Below are 17,442 nucleotides of genomic sequence, written 5' to 3' on the forward strand. Positions count from 1 at the left end.
CGTCGACAGGCTTCTTCTGTGACATCTGCGTTCATCTCTTCAGATATGGACAGGCTCCAGGCAATGACCACTTTCGTGACCGTGGTGGAGACGGAAGGCTTCGCGTCTGCGGCGCGCAAGCTCAACGTGTCGCCATCGGTCATCAGCCGCGTGGTGACGGAACTCGAAGAACATCTGGGCGTGCGTCTGTTGACGCGTACGACGCGCGTCGTGCGGATGACCGATGCAGGCGCGACGTTCTTCGAAGATTGCCGCCGCATCCTCGCAGAGGTCGAAGCCGCCGAGCTTTCCGCCGCCGGCGCCAACACCACGCCGCGCGGTCAGTTGACGGTGACGGCGCCCGTCCTGTTCGGCAAGATCTACATCACGCCCATCGTTCAGGACTATCTGACGCGCTATCCCTCCGTCAGCATGCATTGCTGGTTCATGGACCGCATCGTGAATCTCGTCGACGAAGGCGCGGATGTGGCAATCCGAATCGGCGAGCTGCCGAGTTCTTCATTGCAGGCGATCGCCGTCGGCCACGTTCGGCGCGTGCTGTGCGCATCACCCGCCTATCTGGAAACGCACGGCGTGCCGCAACATCCCGACGATCTCACATCGCACGTCGCGATTCAGGCGACCGGCCTCACGCCTGCGCCGGAATGGCGCTTCCGTGTCGACGGCAAGCCGTTGATCATGCCGATCCAGCCGCGCCTCGTGACCACCACCAACGACTCGGCGATCGCGGCGGCAGTGGCGGGCCTGGGGATGTTGCGGGTGCTGTCCTATCAGATCGCGCAGGAACTGGCGAACGGCTCGTTGCGTGTCGTCCTCGCCGATTACGAGCAAGCGACGCTGCCCGTTCATGTGGTACATCGCGAAGGCAAGCACGCGAATCAGAAAGTGCGCGCGTTCCTCGATCTCGCGATCGAAACGCTCAGGACAAAGGCTTCGCTCTGGCGTGCATAGCGGCAGCGTGCCGCGAATCGCTGCATACGAGCGCTATGCGTCCGCGCCTGCCTCAGCACATACGATCAGAATCGATAGTTCAGGGACGCGAGCGTATTCAGTTCGCTTCTGCGTTCGGTGATGGGACTTGCGGCGGCATAGTGCTGCAAACGGCCCAGCGTCACCGCAACGGAGCCGACCCAGTGCTTCGAAAAGTCGTAGCTCACGTAGCCGTTCAGATGCACGTCGCGGATACCTGCGCCCGTGTTGTACGCGGGCAGGCCCGAGGCCGTGCTTTGCTGGCTAGACACGCCGAAGAAGGTGCGCGTGTACAGCGCGTCCGCCCAGGTGAAGCCGGGGCCGAAGGAAAACAGCCAACCGCCTGTGGGAAGCGACGCGTACAGATCCGTCACGACCGTCTTGCCCTGACCATGCCCGGCGATGTCCTGATACAGCGCGACGGAGCCGGTGAACGCCCAGACCGTGTAGTCGGCAAACAGCCTGAGTTTAGGGCCACCGTCGACGTTGCCCAAGCCATGCAGATGCGGATCGTCCTTTTCCTGGCGCGACTGGAAATCGAAGCTCAGCGAAGCGCCGACGTGATAGTTCTCGCTGCGGATCACGTTCACGCCCAGCACGTCCGGGCCTTGCGAGAAGACGCGGTCATCGTAGGAGATGTCCAGCGCCGGATAAGGAAACACACGCAGTTCGCGCGAGCCCGGATACAGCGGCGTAATCACGACGCCCGGCCCGAATGCGATCTTCCACTTGCTGGCAGGCTTCGTTTGAGCAGTGCTATCCGGCGAATCCGTAGCCGACGAAGCAGGCGAAACCGTCGTGTCGGGCAGATCGTCCGCCAGTGCGCCGCTCGATTGAACAGCCAGCGCAAGCGCAGCCGCCGCGCATACGCCCCTTGCCGCGTTGAACATTACCGGCTTCGTCATTACGCGCGTCCTTTGCCCATTGCCGCAAGCTGCCGAAGGCGCCGCGCGAGCGCCTTCGAAACGACGGGCTTGCCGCCCGCGTCGCCAGTGCGGCTCGTTATTTCGCTTTCGCGCAGAAACAACGCTGTTTCGCGCGCAACGATCTCGCGCTCGTTGTCGGAAGTGATCATGTGATACGAATCGTCGAGCCAGATCGTGCGCAAGAAGGTCGAGCCGATCGACGACGCAACGAAGCGCGGATTGCGCGGGCTCGATGTTTCGTCATCGATGGCGTGAACGATCAGGCAGTCGTTACGGATGCCGCGCACTTGCGAACGCACGCATGCTGCAAGCCGGCTCGCCTCGTGCAAGGCGGGCAGCGAGATAGTAGACGGGCCGACTTCGCTGAAGTCGTCGCGCTCCATCGCACGCGCGATCTTGGCGCGCAGCGCGTCGTTGCGCAGCCCATAAGGCGCCGACTCGCGATAGCGGTAGCGCGAACGCAGCGGCGAGTAGTACGCCCAGTTCAGCAGGAAGCGATACCACGGAATCGCCCAGCCATCGTAGGCGAGCGTCAACGACAGGAGCGCGACGGCCTGCGCCTGCGGGCGGCGATGCACGAGCGCGAGTGCGAGCGCCGCACCGATCGACAGCCCGCAGATCGACACCCGTTCGTAGCGCTCGGCCAGCGCGTCGTATTCGCGCGTTGCCGCGTCGAGCCATTGCTCCATCGCCTGTTCCCGCGAGCCGGCCGTATAGCCTTCGAGCACGGGCACGCAAGTGGTGAAGCCTTCGTCGCTCAGAAAGCGTGCGAGGTACCGCAACTCCAGCGGCGAGCTGGAAAGGCCGTGCAACATCAGCACAGCGTGGCTATCGCCTTCGTTGAAGATCGTTTGGACTGAGGTTTTCATGTGTATCAGTCGCCGATGCGCAGCACGAGGAAATCGCCCGCGTGCGTCGTGAATCGTTCGCACACACAGTCGACGAGCTGCGTGGCGCCGTCGCCCGTTGCACCGTGCGCGCCCGACGGCATGGCATGCGCGTTCGCGGCAGACCTGCGCAGCCGCACGCGATGCCGGCCCGGCCGCAATGCCTTCGAGAGCCGACGTGCATCTTCCGGTTCGACGTCGTCGAAGCGGGGACCGGGCGCGATCTCCGCAGGCGGCAGCGCGAAGACATGTGCCGCGCTTGCAGCAGCCGTCGCGGCACCGGCATCGGCGCTTCCGGACCAGTCCGGCGTGCGCTCGAGTGCCTGGATCAGCACGAACGAATTGCTGTGTTGCGACAGATGACGCAACAAGCGGTGGGTTTCATCGACGGCGCGGCGCGCGAGCATCCGGTCGTTGTCGTGGCGCAGCAGCATCTCATAGCGCGACTGTGCAACCGACGTGACCAGTTCGGCGCGAAACTGCGCGCGCCTCAACCGCTCCACCAGCGTGATGACGACGAGCGCAACGAGCGGATACGAGATGACGAACAGCACGTCGGAGCGATCGACGACGCTCACAACGGCATAAGGCGGCACGAACAGATAGTCGGCAATGCATAGGCCGGACAGCATCACCGTCAACGCCGGTGCAAGGCCAAAGTAATACTCGATCAGCACTGCCGCGATGGCGAATGCAGTACCCGGCATCACAGGGCCGAGCAACGGATGCAACAGAAGACGCAGACCACTCGCTATGAATAGCGCGGCAATGGCGGCAATCCATCGCCGAGGCCCTCGGGGCGCCCAGCGACGGGCATTTTGGACTTGCATTAATTTGCGTTCGCCGGAGATCCGGCCGATTCAACTGCGGCCTTTAGGGCCAGGGTGAAATGATGCGCGAGTATCGAACGCGCGAGGTCCGAACGATATCACATGTAATCCGCTGTAATACTTGGGTTTTTCCGATTTCGACAGGAATCCGACGTCGCCGCGCGCATTTTATGCGCGCTAACGTTTGCGTGATTTAAGGGACATGAACCATCATTAAAGGCGCAAGTGCTCCAAGCCGCGAATTCGCTTTTCCATTCGGCGTTTGCAAGCCGGATTGCACCGCGATCAGGCCCGCGCGTTGCTACTGCCTTAAGGGTTTAAGCATCGCAAACGCACGTTCGACGCAGTGAAGCAGGTAACAGGAGGCTTACACCATGAACGACAAGAGCAAAGCGCATACGTCACCATCGGGTATCGGACGATGGCTCAGCGTTCTGTTTGCCATGCTGTCAGGGCTTTATCTGCTGATCGGCGGTGTCTGGCTCGTCGCGATAGGCGGGTCGCCTTATTACATTGTTGCCGGGATCATTCTTCTTGCTGTCGCCTGGATGATTCATCGCGGTAATGGGCTCGCGTTGCTGCTCTATGCGCTGCTATTGATCGGCACTGTCATATGGGCCGTATTCGAAGCAGGCTTCGATTTCTGGGCGCTCGCGCCACGCACCGACATTCTCGTTCTATTCGGCATCTGGCTACTGCTGCCGTTCGTGTACCGGCTGTTCGATGCATCGGCGCGACGCGGGGCCGCTGCGCTCGTCGTGTGCCTTGTTCTCACGGGCGTTGCGCTCGCCTATGCCGCGTTCAACGATCCACAGGAAATCAACGGCAAGGTCGCGGAAAACGCGGCCGTGTCGCTGACGCAGGCGGACTCGCATCCCGGCGACTGGACGGCATACGGCCGCACGCAAGCGGGCACGCGCTATTCGCCCCTCACGCAGATCAACCAGGACAACGCGAAGGATCTGCAGGTCGCGTGGACGTTCCAGACGGGCGACAAGAAAGGCCCCAACGATCCCGTTGAGATCACCAACGAAGTGACGCCGTTGAAAGTCGGCGACATGCTTTATCTGTGCTCGCCGCATCAGCTTCTGTTCGCACTGGATGCCGCCACAGGAAAGGAAAAGTGGCGTTTCGATCCCGGCCTGAAGCCCGACCCGAGCTTCCAGCACGTGACCTGCCGGGGCGTGTCGTATCACGAGACAGCGGCCGCCGCCGCGGCGAAAGGCGCAGCCGCGCAAAGCGCGCTGTCCGCGTGTTCGCGCCGCGTGATCCTGCCCGTCAACGACGGCCACCTGTTCGAACTGGATGCTGTGACGGGACAGCGTTGCGCCGGCTTCGGGAACAACGGCGATCTCGATCTGCAGCATCTGCAACCGGTAAAGACGCCGGGTCAATATGAACCGACGTCGCCGCCCGTCGTGACCGACAAGATCATCGTCATGGCGGGCGCCGTGACCGACAACTATTCGAACCACGAGCCGTCGGGCGCGATACGCGGCTTCGACGTCGAAACGGGACGCCTCGTATGGGCCTTCGATCCGGGCTCGGACACGCCGAACGCCATTCCCGACGACCAGCACGCGTTCACTCTGAACTCGCCGAATTCGTGGGCGCCCGCTGCTTATGACGCGAAGCTCGACCTCGTCTATCTGCCGATGGGCGTGAAGACGCCTGACATCTGGGGCGGCGATCGCACACCGGAGTACGAGCGCTACGCGAGCGGCCTGCTCGCGCTGCATGCGTCGACGGGCAAGCTCGCGTGGTTCTATCAGACCGTCCATCACGATCTGTGGGACATGGATCTGCCCGCGCAACCGACGATCGCCGATATCACCGATCGCAGCGGCAACGTCGTGCCCGCGATCTACACGCCAGCGAAGACGGGCAACATCTTCGTGCTCGACCGCCGCACGGGCACCCCGATCGTACCCGCGCCCGAACAGCCCGTACCGCAAGGCGCGGCCAAAGGCGACCACGTGTCGCCGACGCAGCCGTTCTCGCAGCTCACATTCCGTCCGCAGAAGAACCTCACGGACGCCGACATGTGGGGCGCAACGATGTACGACCAGCTCGCGTGCCGCGTGATGTTTCACCGGCTGCGCTACGAAGGTACGTTCACGCCGCCGTCCGAGCAGGGCACGCTCGTTTTCCCCGGCAATCTGGGCATGTTCGAATGGGGTGGCCTCGCCGTCGATACCGACCGGCAGCTTGCGATTGCCAATCCTATCGCGTTGCCGTTCGTGTCGAGGCTCATCCCGCGCGGGCCGAACAATCCGATCGAGCCGCCCGCTAGCGGCTCAGGCGGCACAGGGACGGAGACAGGCATCCAGCCTCAATACGGCGTGCCCTTTGGCGTGACGTTGAATCCGTTTCTGTCTCCCGTCGGCTTGCCGTGCAAGCAACCGGCATGGGGCTACGTTGCCGCGCTCGATCTGAAGACGAACCAGGTGGTGTGGAAGAAGCGCATCGGCACGGTGCGCGACAGCGCGCCCGTTCCCCTGCCGTTCAAGATGGGCATGCCGATGCTCGGTGGTCCGATGACGACAGCGGGACACGTGTTCTTCATCGGCGCGACGGCCGACAACTACCTGCGCGCGTACAGCACCGACACGGGTGAAGAACTATGGCGCGCGCGGCTTCCCGCCGGCGGCCAGGCCACCCCGATGACCTACGAAGCGAACGGCAAACAGTATGTGGTGATCGCGGCGGGCGGACATGGTTCGTTCGGCACGAAGCTCGGCGATTACGTGATCGCCTATGCGTTGCCGAACAAATGATGCTTCAACCTTCGACGCCTTCACCTTCGTCGACAGCGGGACCGACATAATGCGCGCGAGGCCGCAGCAGCGTTCCGCCCATCATCTGTTCGATCGAATGCGCGGCCCAACCGACGCTCCTCGCAACAGCGAACAACGCGAACGCCGCGTCTCGTTGCAGCTGACAATGCTCGACGAGCGCGGCAAGCGCCACATCGATGGTCGGCTGCTTGCCCGTCAGCCGATCGACGCAACGGATCAGCTCGCCCGTCGTTTCCGAAGGCGTCAACATCGACAGCAGATAAGCCGCTCGCGGATCGCCCTGCGGATAGAGTTCATGTCCGAAGCCAGGCAACGAAGCGCTCTCGGCCAGCCTGCTTCGCACTGTCTGCTCGATCCCCGCGCGATGCGCATCGTCGAGCAGCCGATACACGCGCGCGATTGCGTCGCCGTGCAATGGTCCGGAAAACGCGGCAAGACCCGCCAGTACGCAGGCGCCGAGCGACGCGCCCGTCGACGCAGCCACACGCGCGGCGAAGGACGAACTCGTCAGTTCCTGATCGGCAAGCAGCACCAGCGTCTGACGCAGCAGATCCGCATGTTTCCCGGCACGCCATGCCCCCGCGATACGCAGATGCAGCGGCCCTTCATCCGCTGGAAGCTCGACGAAGCCGCTGGCAAGACGGCCCACGAGTTCAGCCGCTTCGGCATGCATGCCGGCGACATCGCGCGCACTGCCTGAACAGCTTCGAGCCGCCGCCATACTCATCGCTGCGAAGACGCGGGCTCTGGCAGGGCCGTCGATCTCCAACGCCTCGAACGCGGGAAAGCAAGGCGGTTCGAGCGAGTCCCACAAGAGTTGGGCGGCCTCTTCCAGCGTCGCCGTCGCCGCCAGATGAATTGCGTCTTTTCCTCGGTAATAGAGACGTCCGCGAACGATCGTCGAGATGTGCGTATTGATGATCGGCTCGCCCCACGCCATCGTGCTTGCCGCGATGTTCTTACGCGCCCGCCCCAGGTCGCGCTTTTTCATCAGCGCCGATATATCCGACGAACGGTAGAGCTTGCGGCTCGTGTGATCGGGGTCCCAGCGCACTTCGATCTGCCCGCGGCTGACATAGGCGTACAGCGTCTGTTTGCGCACGCCGAGCGCCTCGCACGCCTCCTCCTGTGTCATCCAGTTCTTCACGTTGATTGACTCAATCAAGGTTGACGGTCTTGGGTGCCGCCGGTTTAATGCAAAACACAAACACACCTAAAAGAACCGGACAGGCATTCGCACATGCTGCATGTCGTTCGCGTTCCCATTCTTGCGACCTGTTCAGGGGCACCAAGGAGGAGATATCGATGGCTTCACACCGAACGAGTGAGTATATATCCACCGCGTCGGAACGCATGACGCGCACCCGCTACTCGATCCTCGCGACGATCCTGTTGCTCGCGACGGTCGCCTATGCGGACCGCGCGATCCTGTCGATCGCGGGTCCGGGCATTTCGAAGCAATTCGGACTGAACCACGTGCAGCTGGGCTACGTGCTGTCGGCGTTCAGCTGGGCGTACGTGGTCGGGCAGATTCCCGGCGGCCTGCTGCTCGACCGGCTCGGCACCAAGAAGATGTATGGTGCAACGCTGATTCTGTGGTCGATCGCAACGATGCTGGTCGGCTTCATCGGCAACGTCACGTCGGATCTCTCCGTTGCGCTCGCGCTGCTGTTCGCGTTGCGCTTCGCGCTCGGCCTGATCGAAGCGCCAAGCTTTCCCGCCAACGGGCGCGTCGCCGTCATGTGGTTTCCCAAGGAAGAGCGGGGGCTTGCGACGTCGTTGTTCGCGTCGGCGTCCTACTTCGCCGTCGCGATCTTCTCGCCGTTCGCGGGCTGGCTCACGGCAAAATACGGCTGGCCCGCGCCGTTCATTGCGCTCGGCCTGATCGGCATTGCTGCGGCAGGACTGTGGGCTGTCGTGATGCACGAGCCGCGCAATCATCCGCGCGTCTCCAGTGCCGAACTCGATCACATCGTCGCCGGCGGCGCAATGATCGATATCGACTCGAAACACGAACTGCAATCGCGACCCGCTGTATCGTGGGCGATGGCGCGCACGCTGCTCGGCAACCGGATGCTGTGGTGTTCGTACATCGGCCAGTACTGCACGATCGCGCTCAGCTATTTCTTCATCACGTGGTTTCCAATCTACCTGGTCCAGGCACGCGGCATGAACGTGATGGAAGCAGGCTTTGCGACGATGATTCCCGCCGTGTCCGGCTTTCTCGGCGGTATCGCCGGCGGCGTGATTTCCGACATGCTGATCCGCCACGGCTGGAGCGTATCGTGGGCGCGCAAGACGCCGTATATCGTCGGCATGCTGGTGGGTTGCTGCCTCGTGCTGTCGGCTTTCACCGAAAGCAATGCCGTGATCGTCGGACTCATGACGCTGGCCTTCTTCGGCAAAGGCGCGGCTGCGGGTGCGGGCACCTGGGCCATCGTCAGCGATACCGCACCGCGCGAAGCAGTGGGCCTTGCGGGCGCGATCTTCAATTGCGTGGGCAACATCGGCGGTATCGTCACGCCGATCGCTTTCGGCTACATCGTGCAGGCGACGGGTGGCTACACGGTCGGACTCTACTTCGTGGCCGCGCATTGCCTTGTCGCTGCCGTCGTCTATCTGCTGTTCATGGGCAACATCCAGCGCGTGAAGATGAACTGAAGCAGGATCGACATTCGATCATGCCGTAATCGATGCAACATACCAGGCCCGGCGTGCCGATACGCCGGGCGCTCTTCATGGAACACAGCTTATGCAACAAGCCGACACGCTCAAGCCAGTCATCCTCAACGCAGCCGAATTGCCGGAGTGGACCCAGGCCGAACTCCGCGCGCTCTTCAACGTGCTCGAACTGCCGAAAGATCCTGACGCCGCGTCTGCGTTTCTTGCGGAACACGGCCATCGGGTACGCGGCATCGCGTTGCGCAAGACGAAGATCGATGCCGCGTTCCTCGATGCCTTGCCTTCCCTGGAGATCATTTCCAGCTATAGCGCCGGCCTCGACAACCTGGATGTGAAAGCCGCCAGGACGCGTGGCATCCGGATCGAAAACACCTCGCACATTCTTGCCGAAGACGTCGCCAATGCGGCCGTCGGTCTGGCGCTTGCCGTCACGCGAGATTTCGTCAACGCCGACGCCTTCGTTCGCGCGGGTGTCTGGCCCGAGCAGGGACAGTATCCTCTCGGACGGTCGATCTCGCGCATGAAGATCGGCATCGTCGGACTAGGCACGATCGGCTCGGCGATCGCTTATCGGCTGCAAGCATTCGGCTCGAAGCTGGCGTATTTCGGCCCTTCGCGCAAACCCGTCGAGATGCCCTACTACGACGACATCGTCCGCCTCGCCCACGATTGCGACATGCTGATCCTGACCTGTCCGCTGTCTCCGGCGACGCATCATCTCGTCAATGCGGCCGTGCTCGATGCGCTGGGGCCGCGCGGGTTTCTCGTGAACATCGCTCGCGGTCCCGTGGTGGATGAACCCGCACTGATCGCCGCGCTGGCGGACAACAAAATCGCGGGCGCCGCGCTCGATGTCTTCGAACACGAACCGCTTGTTCCCGACGCGCTGATCCGCGATCGTAGAGTGGTGCTGACGCCGCATATCGGCTCCGCAACGAACGAAACGCGCCGAAGCATGGCGGAGAACGTCGTCGATACGCTCGCGCAGCACTTTGGGATCACAGGACCTCGCAGCCACGCCGCGCAAAGCGATCGGGCTGACGTGGCCGTCGAGAACATCGGCTGAAAGAAGCGCGAGAACGCACGAAGCGAACGGGATGAGGCAATGCAGGTTCTACGCGCAAGCGCTCGTAGCCGTCGAACCTGCAAGGCTACAACTTCCAATCGACACCTCTTCAAAACCGTTCGGTTAGTCGCTACAATTGCGTCCCCTTGCCCAGGTGGCGGAATTGGTAGACGCACTATCTTGAGGGGGTAGCGCTGAAAGGCGTGCGGGTTCGAGTCCCGCCCTGGGCACCAAAGGATATTCCGGCAATTGCCGCTTCATTCCAAGAAACCCCGCCAGATTAAGGTCTCGCGGGGTTTTTCTTTCCGTCACATGCCCGCTCGTCCCTTCGACAGCCGCGGGTTTCTGGTGGTATTTTTTGTTGGTATCGGGCGAGATTCCGCTCCTTCCGCCTTGGAGATACCACCAGCCGCTTACCGACGCCCAAGTCAGAAATGCCCGCTATAACCCGCAGGGAGTCGGTAACCGCCTGGCTGACGGCGGACGCATGTAGCTGCAACTCGGTAAGTCCGGCGCGAAATGCTGGCGCATGAACTACCGGTTCGCTGGCAAAGACAAGACTTTAGCGCTCGGCATTTATCCGAACGTCTCGCTTTCCTGCGCGTTATGCCGTCAACGGTCGGCAAGTTCAAACTCGTCCTCCTCGCAAGCCCTCGACGTCACGGCTGTACTGCTATCCAGGTTTCTCGTTGCCACCGACGAAGGGGGTGCCATCGCGGGAAGCGTCTGTCTGGAACCTTTGCGAATGGATGCGTTGCTCAGGTCGCTGGCTGTCGATTTGCATCTGTGAGCAACGGGTTTCGGCACGTCTCTGCTTCATGCGATCGAACGGGAAGCCGAGGCGCGCATCTATGCGGCCTTGTGGCTCTTGCCAACGACCGCGCAGCGCTTTTCGAACATCGCGGCTACAGCGAAGTCGATCGAACCAGTGTGCCGGATGAGGTACGAGAAACAACTCAGTTAATGCGACTCTGCCCATCTACCGCCGTGTGCATCGCATGATGCTCACACTCTACGCGCCATTGGTATTCAAACCTTTCAACGTCTGTTGACCGATTCCCCCTGCTGGGCCGAAGCTGATTATGGTTGACTGAACCGGCGGTTTATCAGTCAGCGTCCTATTTCTGTCCCGTTTCCAGCCCTTATATCCGGCTATATTTTTCACGGTTCAAAGAGTCTTAATGTCAGCGCGACACCTTGCACCCGGCGCGACTCGCATCAATGGCAGCAGATCAGGGAGATCCCGCCGCGCGGCTGCATCCGTCGGCTGTCGCCGTGCGTACAAAGGGTATGACGCGCCGCCGGTCTCATCGTCCGCTATCGGCCCGTCGCTGAGGGAGATCGCGCAATGGATGTGCAGACGGCCACCTGTCCAGTTTCGCCCGGCAGTCGCGTCGCTGTCGTGGGCGCCGGTATTGCCGGGCTCGCGAGTGCGTATCTGCTCGCCCGCCGCCATCGCGTGACCCTTTTCGAAGCGTCGGGCTATGCCGGCGGCCACACGAATACCGTCGACGTCGAACTGGACGGCCTCACCCATCCCGTCGATGCCGGCTTTCTCGTCTTTAACGATCGCACCTATCCCAACCTGATCGCCCTCTTCGACGAGCTTGGCGTCGAGTCACACGAAAGCGACATGACATTTTCCGTCTCGCTCGATCATGGCCGGCTCGAATGGGCCGGCACCAATCTGAACACCGTGTTCGCGCAGCGGCGCAATATGCTCTCGCCCAGCTTCCTGGCCATGTTGCGCGACATCATGCGTTTCAACTCGGCGGCTGAAACGCATCTCGCAGCGGCGGCCGCCAGCGGATGCTCGGTGGACGACCTGCTGACGGAAGGACGTTACGGCGCACCGTTCCGGCAGCACTACCTGTTGCCGATGGCAGCCGCGATCTGGTCGTGTGCGACGTCCGACGTGCTGCGCTTCCCCGCCGCGACCTTTTTGCGCTTCTGCCTGAACCATGCACTGCTGCAGGTCAATCGCCGTCCACGCTGGAAAACAGTCGCAGGCGGCGCACGCGAGTACGTGCGCAGGATCGTCGCCACACTGGACGACGTTCGGACGAACGCGCCCGTCTTCGCGGTGCGCCGCACGCAGGATGGCGTCCTGATCGCGAGTGGATCAGGATGGGAGCGCTACGACGCCGTCGTTCTCGCCACGCACGCGCCCGATACGCTGCGTCTTCTCGAAGACCCCGGCGAGGACGAACGTGGTGTGCTCGGTGCGATTCGCTATCAACCCAATGTCGCGTGGCTGCACACCGACGCGGCATTGCTCCCGCGCCGCGAGCGGGTATGGTCCGCGTGGAACTATGTGTCGCAAGGCGCAAACAGCATGCGGCCGGTCTGCGTGAGCTATCTGATCAACCGTCTGCAGCCGTTGCAGTTCAGGAGCCCCGTAATCGTGACGCTCAATCCTTCACGACCGCCTTCACACGAAACGATCCTTAAGCGCTTCGACTACGATCATCCGCTGCTCGACAGCGCGGCCGTTGCTGCTCAAACTCACCTCCCTTCGTTGCAGGGCGTGCGGCGCACGTGGTTCGCGGGCGCATGGGCGGGCTATGGCTTTCATGAGGACGGGCTGAAGTCGGCGCTGCGCGTTGCGTGCGACTTCGGCGTCGAACCCGCATGGTCCGTGCGATGAACGGGACATCATCCAATCAGGCAGCATGGCTGCTGTCTGGTCACGTTGCTCACGAACGGATGCACCCCGTGCGTCACCGTTTCGTCTATCCCGTGTTCTGCATTCGATGCGATCTCGCGAGGCTTCCGGAACTGGATTGCTGGTGGCTGGGCGTCGATCGTCTTCGACCGCTGAGTCTGATGAGGCGCGACTATGGCGCATGCGACGGCACCGATCCGCTCGCGTGGATACACGGCAAGTTCGCAGACGCAGGCGTCGACCTCGACGGCGGCTCTATCTGGCTGCAAACCTTTCCACGCATATTCGGCTACGCGTTCAACCCGGTCAGCTTCTGGCTCTGTCACGACCGTGACGGCAATCTGCGCGTCTTGCTCGCCGAGGTGCGCAACACATTCGGCGAGCGCCATTCGTATGTGCTCAAAGCAGCGGACAACCGTCCTGTCGACGCGAATACCCAACTCGTTTGCACGAAGACGCTGCACGTGTCTCCGTTTTGTCGCGTCGAAGGCCACTATGTCTTCCGCATCCGCGAGAGTGCGCACGCATCCTCGATCTCCATCGACTATCACGATGCGCAAGGGCTCCTGATCCGCACGGCCATTTCGCTCGACAAACACCCTCTTACACGCGCCAGTGCGTTGCGCGCGCTCGCACGGCAACCGCTTCTCACGGTCGGCGTGATCGTGCGCATTCATTGGCAGGCGCTGCACCTGTGGCTCAGAAAGGTGCCCTTTCACGGCAGACAACCGCCATCGCCTCACTCTCATCAAACAACAACCAACGAGGAATCGTGACCATGACGCTTCAGCGCGCCTTCTATGCCGCGGGCGGTGCGTCTGCTTTTGCCCGGCTGTTTCTCGCGTTGCTGAGCCGCGTGTGCGTCGGCCATCTCGTTCTGACGACGCCCGGCGGCCAGCAACGCGTATTCGGCGACCCGCATGCTCATCCGGGCGCGCAACTCATCCTGCGAGACTGGCGCGCGTGTCGCGCAATCCTTTTGGCAGGCGACATCGGTTTTGCCGAAGCGTACCGTGCGCGGTGGCTCGACACGCCCGACATCGTCGCGCTGCTGAGGCTCGGCATCCGCAATGAGGCTGCGTTGCCGCGCACCGTGGCGGGCAGCATGCCGGCACGGCTTTTCTATGGATTGCGGCACTGGCTGCGCCCGAATACGCGGCGTGGCAGCCAGCGTAACGTGCACGCGCACTACGATCTCGGCAATCCGTTCTACGCACTGTGGCTCGACCCGAGCATGACCTATTCGAGCGCGCTGTTCGGGGGCGATGCCGACCTGACGCTCGACGATGCCCAGGCGGCAAAATATCAGCGCATCGTCGACGTGTTGCAGTTGCGTGCCGGAATGCGCGTGCTGGAGATCGGCTGCGGCTGGGGCGGCTTCGCGCTGCACGCCGGCCGTCTGGGTATCCGCGTGCATGGCGTGACGATTTCCGGGGCACAGTACGAATGGGCGCGCGAGCGCGTGGCGCAAGCCGGACTCGGCGATCTCGTCTCGATCGAGTTGCGCGATTATCGGGACTTGCGTGGTATCTATGACGCGGTAGTGTCGATCGAAATGTTCGAGGCCGTGGGAGAACGCTACTGGCACACCTTCTTCACTGCGCTGAAACGCCTGTTGAAGCAAGACGCGCGCGCGCTCGTCCAGTCGATCACGATCGACGACTCGCACTTCGCCGCTTATCGTTCTTCCAGCGACTTCATCCGCGAATACATCTTTCCGGGCGGCATGCTGCCGGGCGCCGAACACTTTCGGCTCGCGGCGAAACGCGCGGGCATGGAGTCGGTCGAGTCGCTATCGTTCGGAAGCGACTATGCGCGCACGCTGCGATGCTGGCATGAGCGCTTCGAGGCGAACCTCGAAGCCGTGCGCGCGCTCGGCTTCGACGATCTTTTCATTCGCACCTGGCGGCTCTATTTTGCGTATTGCGAGGCAGGTTTCGCCGAACAGCGCACGGACGTCAGGCAGTTCGTGCTCACTGCCGCCGCGTGAGCCGCGTTCAGAATGCGGCCCGCTTCAGGCGTCACTTAGCCGGCGGCAGAAAGCCGGGCTTGCCGATCTGCTGCGGATGCTGCGGCACACGTCGAAAACGCGACGCGTCGAAGCCCAACGCATCGAGGCGCGCGAGCAGTGAACGATAGACGTCGTCGCTGACATCCGGTTCACGCGCGAAAATCCAGCCAAGGCTTTTGTCACGAACGCCGAGCAGCGTATAGCGATAATCGTCATCGACGTAAAGCGTCAGTTGCGTCACGTGAACCGGCCAGACGATACGCACCTTCCACTCGCCGTTGCCACTGCCCGGCACCACGCTGTCGACGAAATGAAACTTCGACGGCGACGCGTCGAACGTCTTCGCATGCGCGGTGTAGCGGTCGTCGATCTTGCCGTCTTCGCGCAGCGACCAGTCCGTATAGCTGCCGACGTATTTGCTTTCGAGGAAATACGGAATGATCGCGATCACATACCAGCGGCCCATGTAGCGCGGCAGATTGACGTTCGCGGGCCTCAGCGGCGCGTCGGCACGCGGATTGGGATTTGCCGGCGATTGCGAACATGCCGACATCGCAAAGGCCGCCGCCGCGACAGCAACCAGTGAACATACAGCTCGCGTATTCCACGTCGGCATTTTCATCCCATCACCGCTTCTCGAACAGGTAGTGGGCTACGCCCCACTCGTTGCCGTTTGCGTAGCCGAAGAGTTCGGCCACGCTCATGTAAAACATCCGCCAGCGCTGAAACCACAGTGCCGCGCTCTCCACACCATAGGCCAGGCCGAGCTCGGGCATCACCTGTGCGCGCCCCGCGTCGAGATTCGCCAGCCAGTGCTCTGCCGTGCGCGCGTAATGCGCGCCGCCGATCCACCATTGCCGGTCGATGCGCAGGTCATTCTGAAAGTGCTGCAACAGCGCTTCCGAAGGCATCGTGCCGCCCGTGAAGAAGTACGTCGACATCCAGTCCGTCGCATCGCGGGTCTGAAAATGCCAGGCCATCGTCCGATGCGCGAAGATATGGACGAAGAGCTTGCCGTCGGGGCGCATCCAGCGCGCAATACGTTCGAGCAGCAACCCATAGTTCTTCATATGCTCGAACATCTCGACGGATAGCACGCGGTCGAAATAGCCGGTGCGCAACCCATCTTCGAATTCGAACTGCACGACGTTGCCCGTTACGACGCGCAGATTCGTGATGCCGGCCGACGCTGCTCGCGCCTCGATGAATTCACGTTGACCGCGCGAGTTCGACAGGGCCACGATCCGCGCTCGCGGGTAACGCATCCCCAGCCACAACGCGAGCGATCCCCACCCGCAACCGAGGTCAAGTATGGTCTGACCGTCTTCGATCTGCGCGCGCTCTGCGTAGAGCGCGAGCATTGCCTGCTCCGCCTGTTCGAGCGTCTCGTCGCCGCGTGGGTAGAGGCAGCACGAATACTTCAGCCGCGGACCCAGATGTGCCTCGAAAAACGACGACGGCAACTCGTAGTGTTGCGTGTTCGCGGCGTCGGTCTCGATTGCGACGGGACTTGCGCGCAACTCGTCGATGAGCGCGCTGAACCGTTGCGAACGAAGCGCATGATCGAACGCACCTTCTTCGATCAGACGCTGCCGCATCAGCCGGCGCATGCCGAGGCGAATCAGACGATCCGGCACCCAGCCGCGCTCGCACGCATGGATCAGCCAGTCTTCGCAGGCGTTTTTCGGGTTGTCGATTGAAGGCCGGGTTACCGTGAATGACATGGCGTGCACCGTTCGCTTGAGTGGAATGCGTGCCGGGAATCAGTAGTACTCAGCCGCGACGCGGCGGCCACGGTATCAACGCGCTGGTCTCACGCATGTACTCGGCGTAGCCAGGACGCGAATGGACCAGATGCGCTTCGAGCATCGGCACGCCGGACAGCTTCATCAGCAGCCATGCCATCAGCACGGGTGGAATCAGCGTCAACCATACCCAGGGCGAGCCGACCGAAAGCGCGACATACGCTACCCAGTGCAGGCATTCAAAAAAGTAATTCGGATGCCGCGAGTAGCGCCACAGGCCGGCGCGGCACACCTTTCCCCTATTCGCCGGATCGGCGACGAAGCGCCTGAGCTGGCTGTCCGCAATCGCCTCGCCGCCGACCGACGCGAACCAGATCAGCGCCGCTATCGCGACCCATGCGGCGGAAGGTCTGTCCGCCCGCCACGCAGGCACAGCGAACGCAAGCGACAGCACGAGAGAGATGACAGTTTGCAGTTCGAGAAACCAGAACATCTTGCGCCCCGCGTCCGCGCCCCACTGCTCGCGGTATTGGTGATAGCGCGGGTCTTCCGGCTTGCCCGCGTTACGCCGCCACAAATGCCAGCCGAGGCGTGCGCCCCAGATGCCGCCGCCGATCGCGACGAGCACGCGGGCAAGCGGATCGCCGTTGCCCGCGATCCCATAGAACAGCGCGATCGTGCCCAGCGAGAAAGCCCATATCGGATCGATCATGCCGGCGTTCGCGCTCGTCCGCTGCCACACCCAGAAGGCCGCGAACAGCGCGACGAGCAACACGAACGCAATAGACGCAGCGACGACGGGCGACATCGACGACTCCTTGTAACGCGAGCTGGCAAGACTTCTATTTGGCAGGTTATACGCG

Annotated in this window: 15 protein-coding genes and 1 tRNA gene; 9 read left to right on the top strand and 7 right to left on the bottom strand. The window is 62.4% G+C overall.

Going from position 1 to position 17,442, the window contains the following annotated elements; all coding sequences use genetic code 11:
- The first annotated feature begins 45 nt into the window (after positions 1-45).
- Positions 46-951 carry a LysR family transcriptional regulator gene (locus tag G3N95_RS04515; protein WP_205968802.1) on the top strand — a complete coding sequence of 302 codons (906 nt, stop codon included), beginning with the start codon at positions 46-48 and terminating at the stop codon, positions 949-951.
- A gap of 65 nt (positions 952-1,016) precedes the next feature.
- Here the strand turns inward: G3N95_RS04515 and G3N95_RS04520 are convergent, their stop codons facing one another.
- The 3 genes from G3N95_RS04520 to G3N95_RS04530 are packed head-to-tail and all read right to left on the bottom strand — an operon-like array spanning position 1,017 to position 3,612.
- Positions 1,017-1,874 (bottom strand): MipA/OmpV family protein, encoded by an 858-nt coding sequence (locus tag G3N95_RS04520; RefSeq protein WP_205968803.1) that lies wholly within the window; start codon positions 1,872-1,874, stop codon positions 1,017-1,019.
- Positions 1,874-2,764: an alpha/beta fold hydrolase gene (locus tag G3N95_RS04525; protein ID WP_205968804.1), complete on the bottom strand. Its 891-nt coding sequence runs from the start codon at positions 2,762-2,764 to the stop codon at positions 1,874-1,876. Before G3N95_RS04525 ends, G3N95_RS04520 begins: the two co-directional genes overlap by 1 nt.
- 5 nt (positions 2,765-2,769) lie before the next feature.
- The gene (locus G3N95_RS04530) at positions 2,770-3,612 is read right to left on the bottom strand and encodes a DUF4118 domain-containing protein (protein ID WP_205968805.1); all 843 of its coding nucleotides are present in this window, start codon (positions 3,610-3,612) and stop codon (positions 2,770-2,772) included.
- Positions 3,613-3,986: 374 nt separating this feature from the next.
- Between G3N95_RS04530 and G3N95_RS04535 the strand changes: the two genes are divergently transcribed.
- A complete protein-coding gene (locus tag G3N95_RS04535) occupies positions 3,987-6,389 on the top strand; it encodes a glucose/quinate/shikimate family membrane-bound PQQ-dependent dehydrogenase (RefSeq protein ID WP_205968806.1) in 2,403 nt (800 codons plus the stop codon).
- 4 nt (positions 6,390-6,393) lie between these two features.
- Here the strand turns inward: G3N95_RS04535 and G3N95_RS04540 are convergent, their stop codons facing one another.
- Positions 6,394-7,545, bottom strand: coding sequence for a citrate synthase family protein (locus G3N95_RS04540; RefSeq protein ID WP_205969038.1), 1,152 nt, complete (start codon positions 7,543-7,545; stop codon positions 6,394-6,396).
- 170 nt (positions 7,546-7,715) lie between these two features.
- Between G3N95_RS04540 and G3N95_RS04545 the strand changes: the two genes are divergently transcribed.
- The 7 genes from G3N95_RS04545 to G3N95_RS04570 all read left to right on the top strand — a co-directional run bounded on the left by G3N95_RS04545 (position 7,716) and on the right by G3N95_RS04570 (position 14,813).
- On the top strand, positions 7,716-9,071 hold the full coding sequence (locus G3N95_RS04545) for an MFS transporter (protein ID WP_205968807.1): 1,356 nt from the start codon (positions 7,716-7,718) through the stop codon (positions 9,069-9,071).
- Positions 9,072-9,162: 91 nt separating this feature from the next.
- Positions 9,163-10,158 (top strand): 2-hydroxyacid dehydrogenase, encoded by a 996-nt coding sequence (locus G3N95_RS04550; RefSeq protein WP_205968808.1) that lies wholly within the window; start codon positions 9,163-9,165, stop codon positions 10,156-10,158.
- A gap of 148 nt (positions 10,159-10,306) precedes the next feature.
- A tRNA-Leu gene (locus G3N95_RS04555) sits at positions 10,307-10,391 on the top strand.
- 260 nt (positions 10,392-10,651) lie between these two features.
- On the top strand, positions 10,652-10,948 hold the full coding sequence (locus G3N95_RS40995; RefSeq protein WP_346778361.1) for an Arm DNA-binding domain-containing protein: 297 nt from the start codon (positions 10,652-10,654) through the stop codon (positions 10,946-10,948).
- A gap of 558 nt (positions 10,949-11,506) precedes the next feature.
- The gene (locus G3N95_RS04560; RefSeq protein ID WP_205968809.1) at positions 11,507-12,805 is read left to right on the top strand and encodes an FAD-dependent oxidoreductase; all 1,299 of its coding nucleotides are present in this window, start codon (positions 11,507-11,509) and stop codon (positions 12,803-12,805) included.
- A complete protein-coding gene (locus G3N95_RS04565) occupies positions 12,802-13,599 on the top strand; it encodes a DUF1365 domain-containing protein (protein WP_205968810.1) in 798 nt (265 codons plus the stop codon). The genes G3N95_RS04560 and G3N95_RS04565 overlap by 4 nt, the downstream gene beginning before the upstream one ends.
- A gap of 2 nt (positions 13,600-13,601) precedes the next feature.
- Positions 13,602-14,813 carry a cyclopropane-fatty-acyl-phospholipid synthase family protein gene (locus G3N95_RS04570; protein ID WP_205969039.1) on the top strand — a complete coding sequence of 404 codons (1,212 nt, stop codon included), beginning with the start codon at positions 13,602-13,604 and terminating at the stop codon, positions 14,811-14,813.
- Between the two features lie 31 nt (positions 14,814-14,844).
- Here the strand turns inward: G3N95_RS04570 and G3N95_RS04575 are convergent, their stop codons facing one another.
- The 3 genes from G3N95_RS04575 to G3N95_RS04585 all read right to left on the bottom strand — a co-directional run bounded on the left by G3N95_RS04575 (position 14,845) and on the right by G3N95_RS04585 (position 17,387).
- Positions 14,845-15,387 (bottom strand): lipocalin family protein, encoded by a 543-nt coding sequence (locus G3N95_RS04575; protein ID WP_241018242.1) that lies wholly within the window; start codon positions 15,385-15,387, stop codon positions 14,845-14,847.
- Positions 15,388-15,460: 73 nt separating this feature from the next.
- Positions 15,461-16,558: a cyclopropane-fatty-acyl-phospholipid synthase family protein gene (locus tag G3N95_RS04580; RefSeq protein WP_205968811.1), complete on the bottom strand. Its 1,098-nt coding sequence runs from the start codon at positions 16,556-16,558 to the stop codon at positions 15,461-15,463.
- A gap of 49 nt (positions 16,559-16,607) precedes the next feature.
- Positions 16,608-17,387 (bottom strand): DUF1295 domain-containing protein, encoded by a 780-nt coding sequence (locus tag G3N95_RS04585; RefSeq protein WP_205968812.1) that lies wholly within the window; start codon positions 17,385-17,387, stop codon positions 16,608-16,610.
- Positions 17,388-17,442: the final 55 nt, after the last annotated feature.

The organism is Paraburkholderia sp. Tr-20389 (assembly GCF_017104565.1).
Taxonomy (GTDB): Bacteria; Pseudomonadota; Gammaproteobacteria; order Burkholderiales; family Burkholderiaceae; genus Paraburkholderia.

Excerpts from the sequence above, each read along its gene's own strand:
- G3N95_RS04575 (WP_241018242.1), bottom strand. The coding sequence starts at position 15,387 with ATGTCGGCATGTTCGCAATCGCCGGCAAATCCCAATCCGCGTGCCGAC.
- G3N95_RS04545 (WP_205968807.1), top strand. The coding sequence starts at position 7,716 with ATGGCTTCACACCGAACGAGTGAGTATATATCCACCGCGTCGGAACGC.
- G3N95_RS04540 (WP_205969038.1), bottom strand. The coding sequence starts at position 7,545 with ATGACACAGGAGGAGGCGTGCGAGGCGCTCGGCGTGCGCAAACAGACG.
- G3N95_RS04570 (WP_205969039.1), top strand. The coding sequence starts at position 13,602 with ATGACGCTTCAGCGCGCCTTCTATGCCGCGGGCGGTGCGTCTGCTTTT.
- G3N95_RS04560 (WP_205968809.1), top strand. The coding sequence starts at position 11,507 with ATGGATGTGCAGACGGCCACCTGTCCAGTTTCGCCCGGCAGTCGCGTC.
- G3N95_RS04515 (WP_205968802.1), top strand. The coding sequence starts at position 46 with ATGGACAGGCTCCAGGCAATGACCACTTTCGTGACCGTGGTGGAGACG.
- G3N95_RS04585 (WP_205968812.1), bottom strand. The coding sequence starts at position 17,387 with ATGTCGCCCGTCGTCGCTGCGTCTATTGCGTTCGTGTTGCTCGTCGCG.
- G3N95_RS04550 (WP_205968808.1), top strand. The coding sequence starts at position 9,163 with ATGCAACAAGCCGACACGCTCAAGCCAGTCATCCTCAACGCAGCCGAA.
- G3N95_RS04525 (WP_205968804.1), bottom strand. The coding sequence starts at position 2,764 with ATGAAAACCTCAGTCCAAACGATCTTCAACGAAGGCGATAGCCACGCT.
- G3N95_RS04530 (WP_205968805.1), bottom strand. The coding sequence starts at position 3,612 with ATGCAAGTCCAAAATGCCCGTCGCTGGGCGCCCCGAGGGCCTCGGCGA.
- G3N95_RS04535 (WP_205968806.1), top strand. The coding sequence starts at position 3,987 with ATGAACGACAAGAGCAAAGCGCATACGTCACCATCGGGTATCGGACGA.
- G3N95_RS04580 (WP_205968811.1), bottom strand. The coding sequence starts at position 16,558 with ATGTCATTCACGGTAACCCGGCCTTCAATCGACAACCCGAAAAACGCC.
- G3N95_RS04565 (WP_205968810.1), top strand. The coding sequence starts at position 12,802 with ATGAACGGGACATCATCCAATCAGGCAGCATGGCTGCTGTCTGGTCAC.
- G3N95_RS04520 (WP_205968803.1), bottom strand. The coding sequence starts at position 1,874 with ATGACGAAGCCGGTAATGTTCAACGCGGCAAGGGGCGTATGCGCGGCG.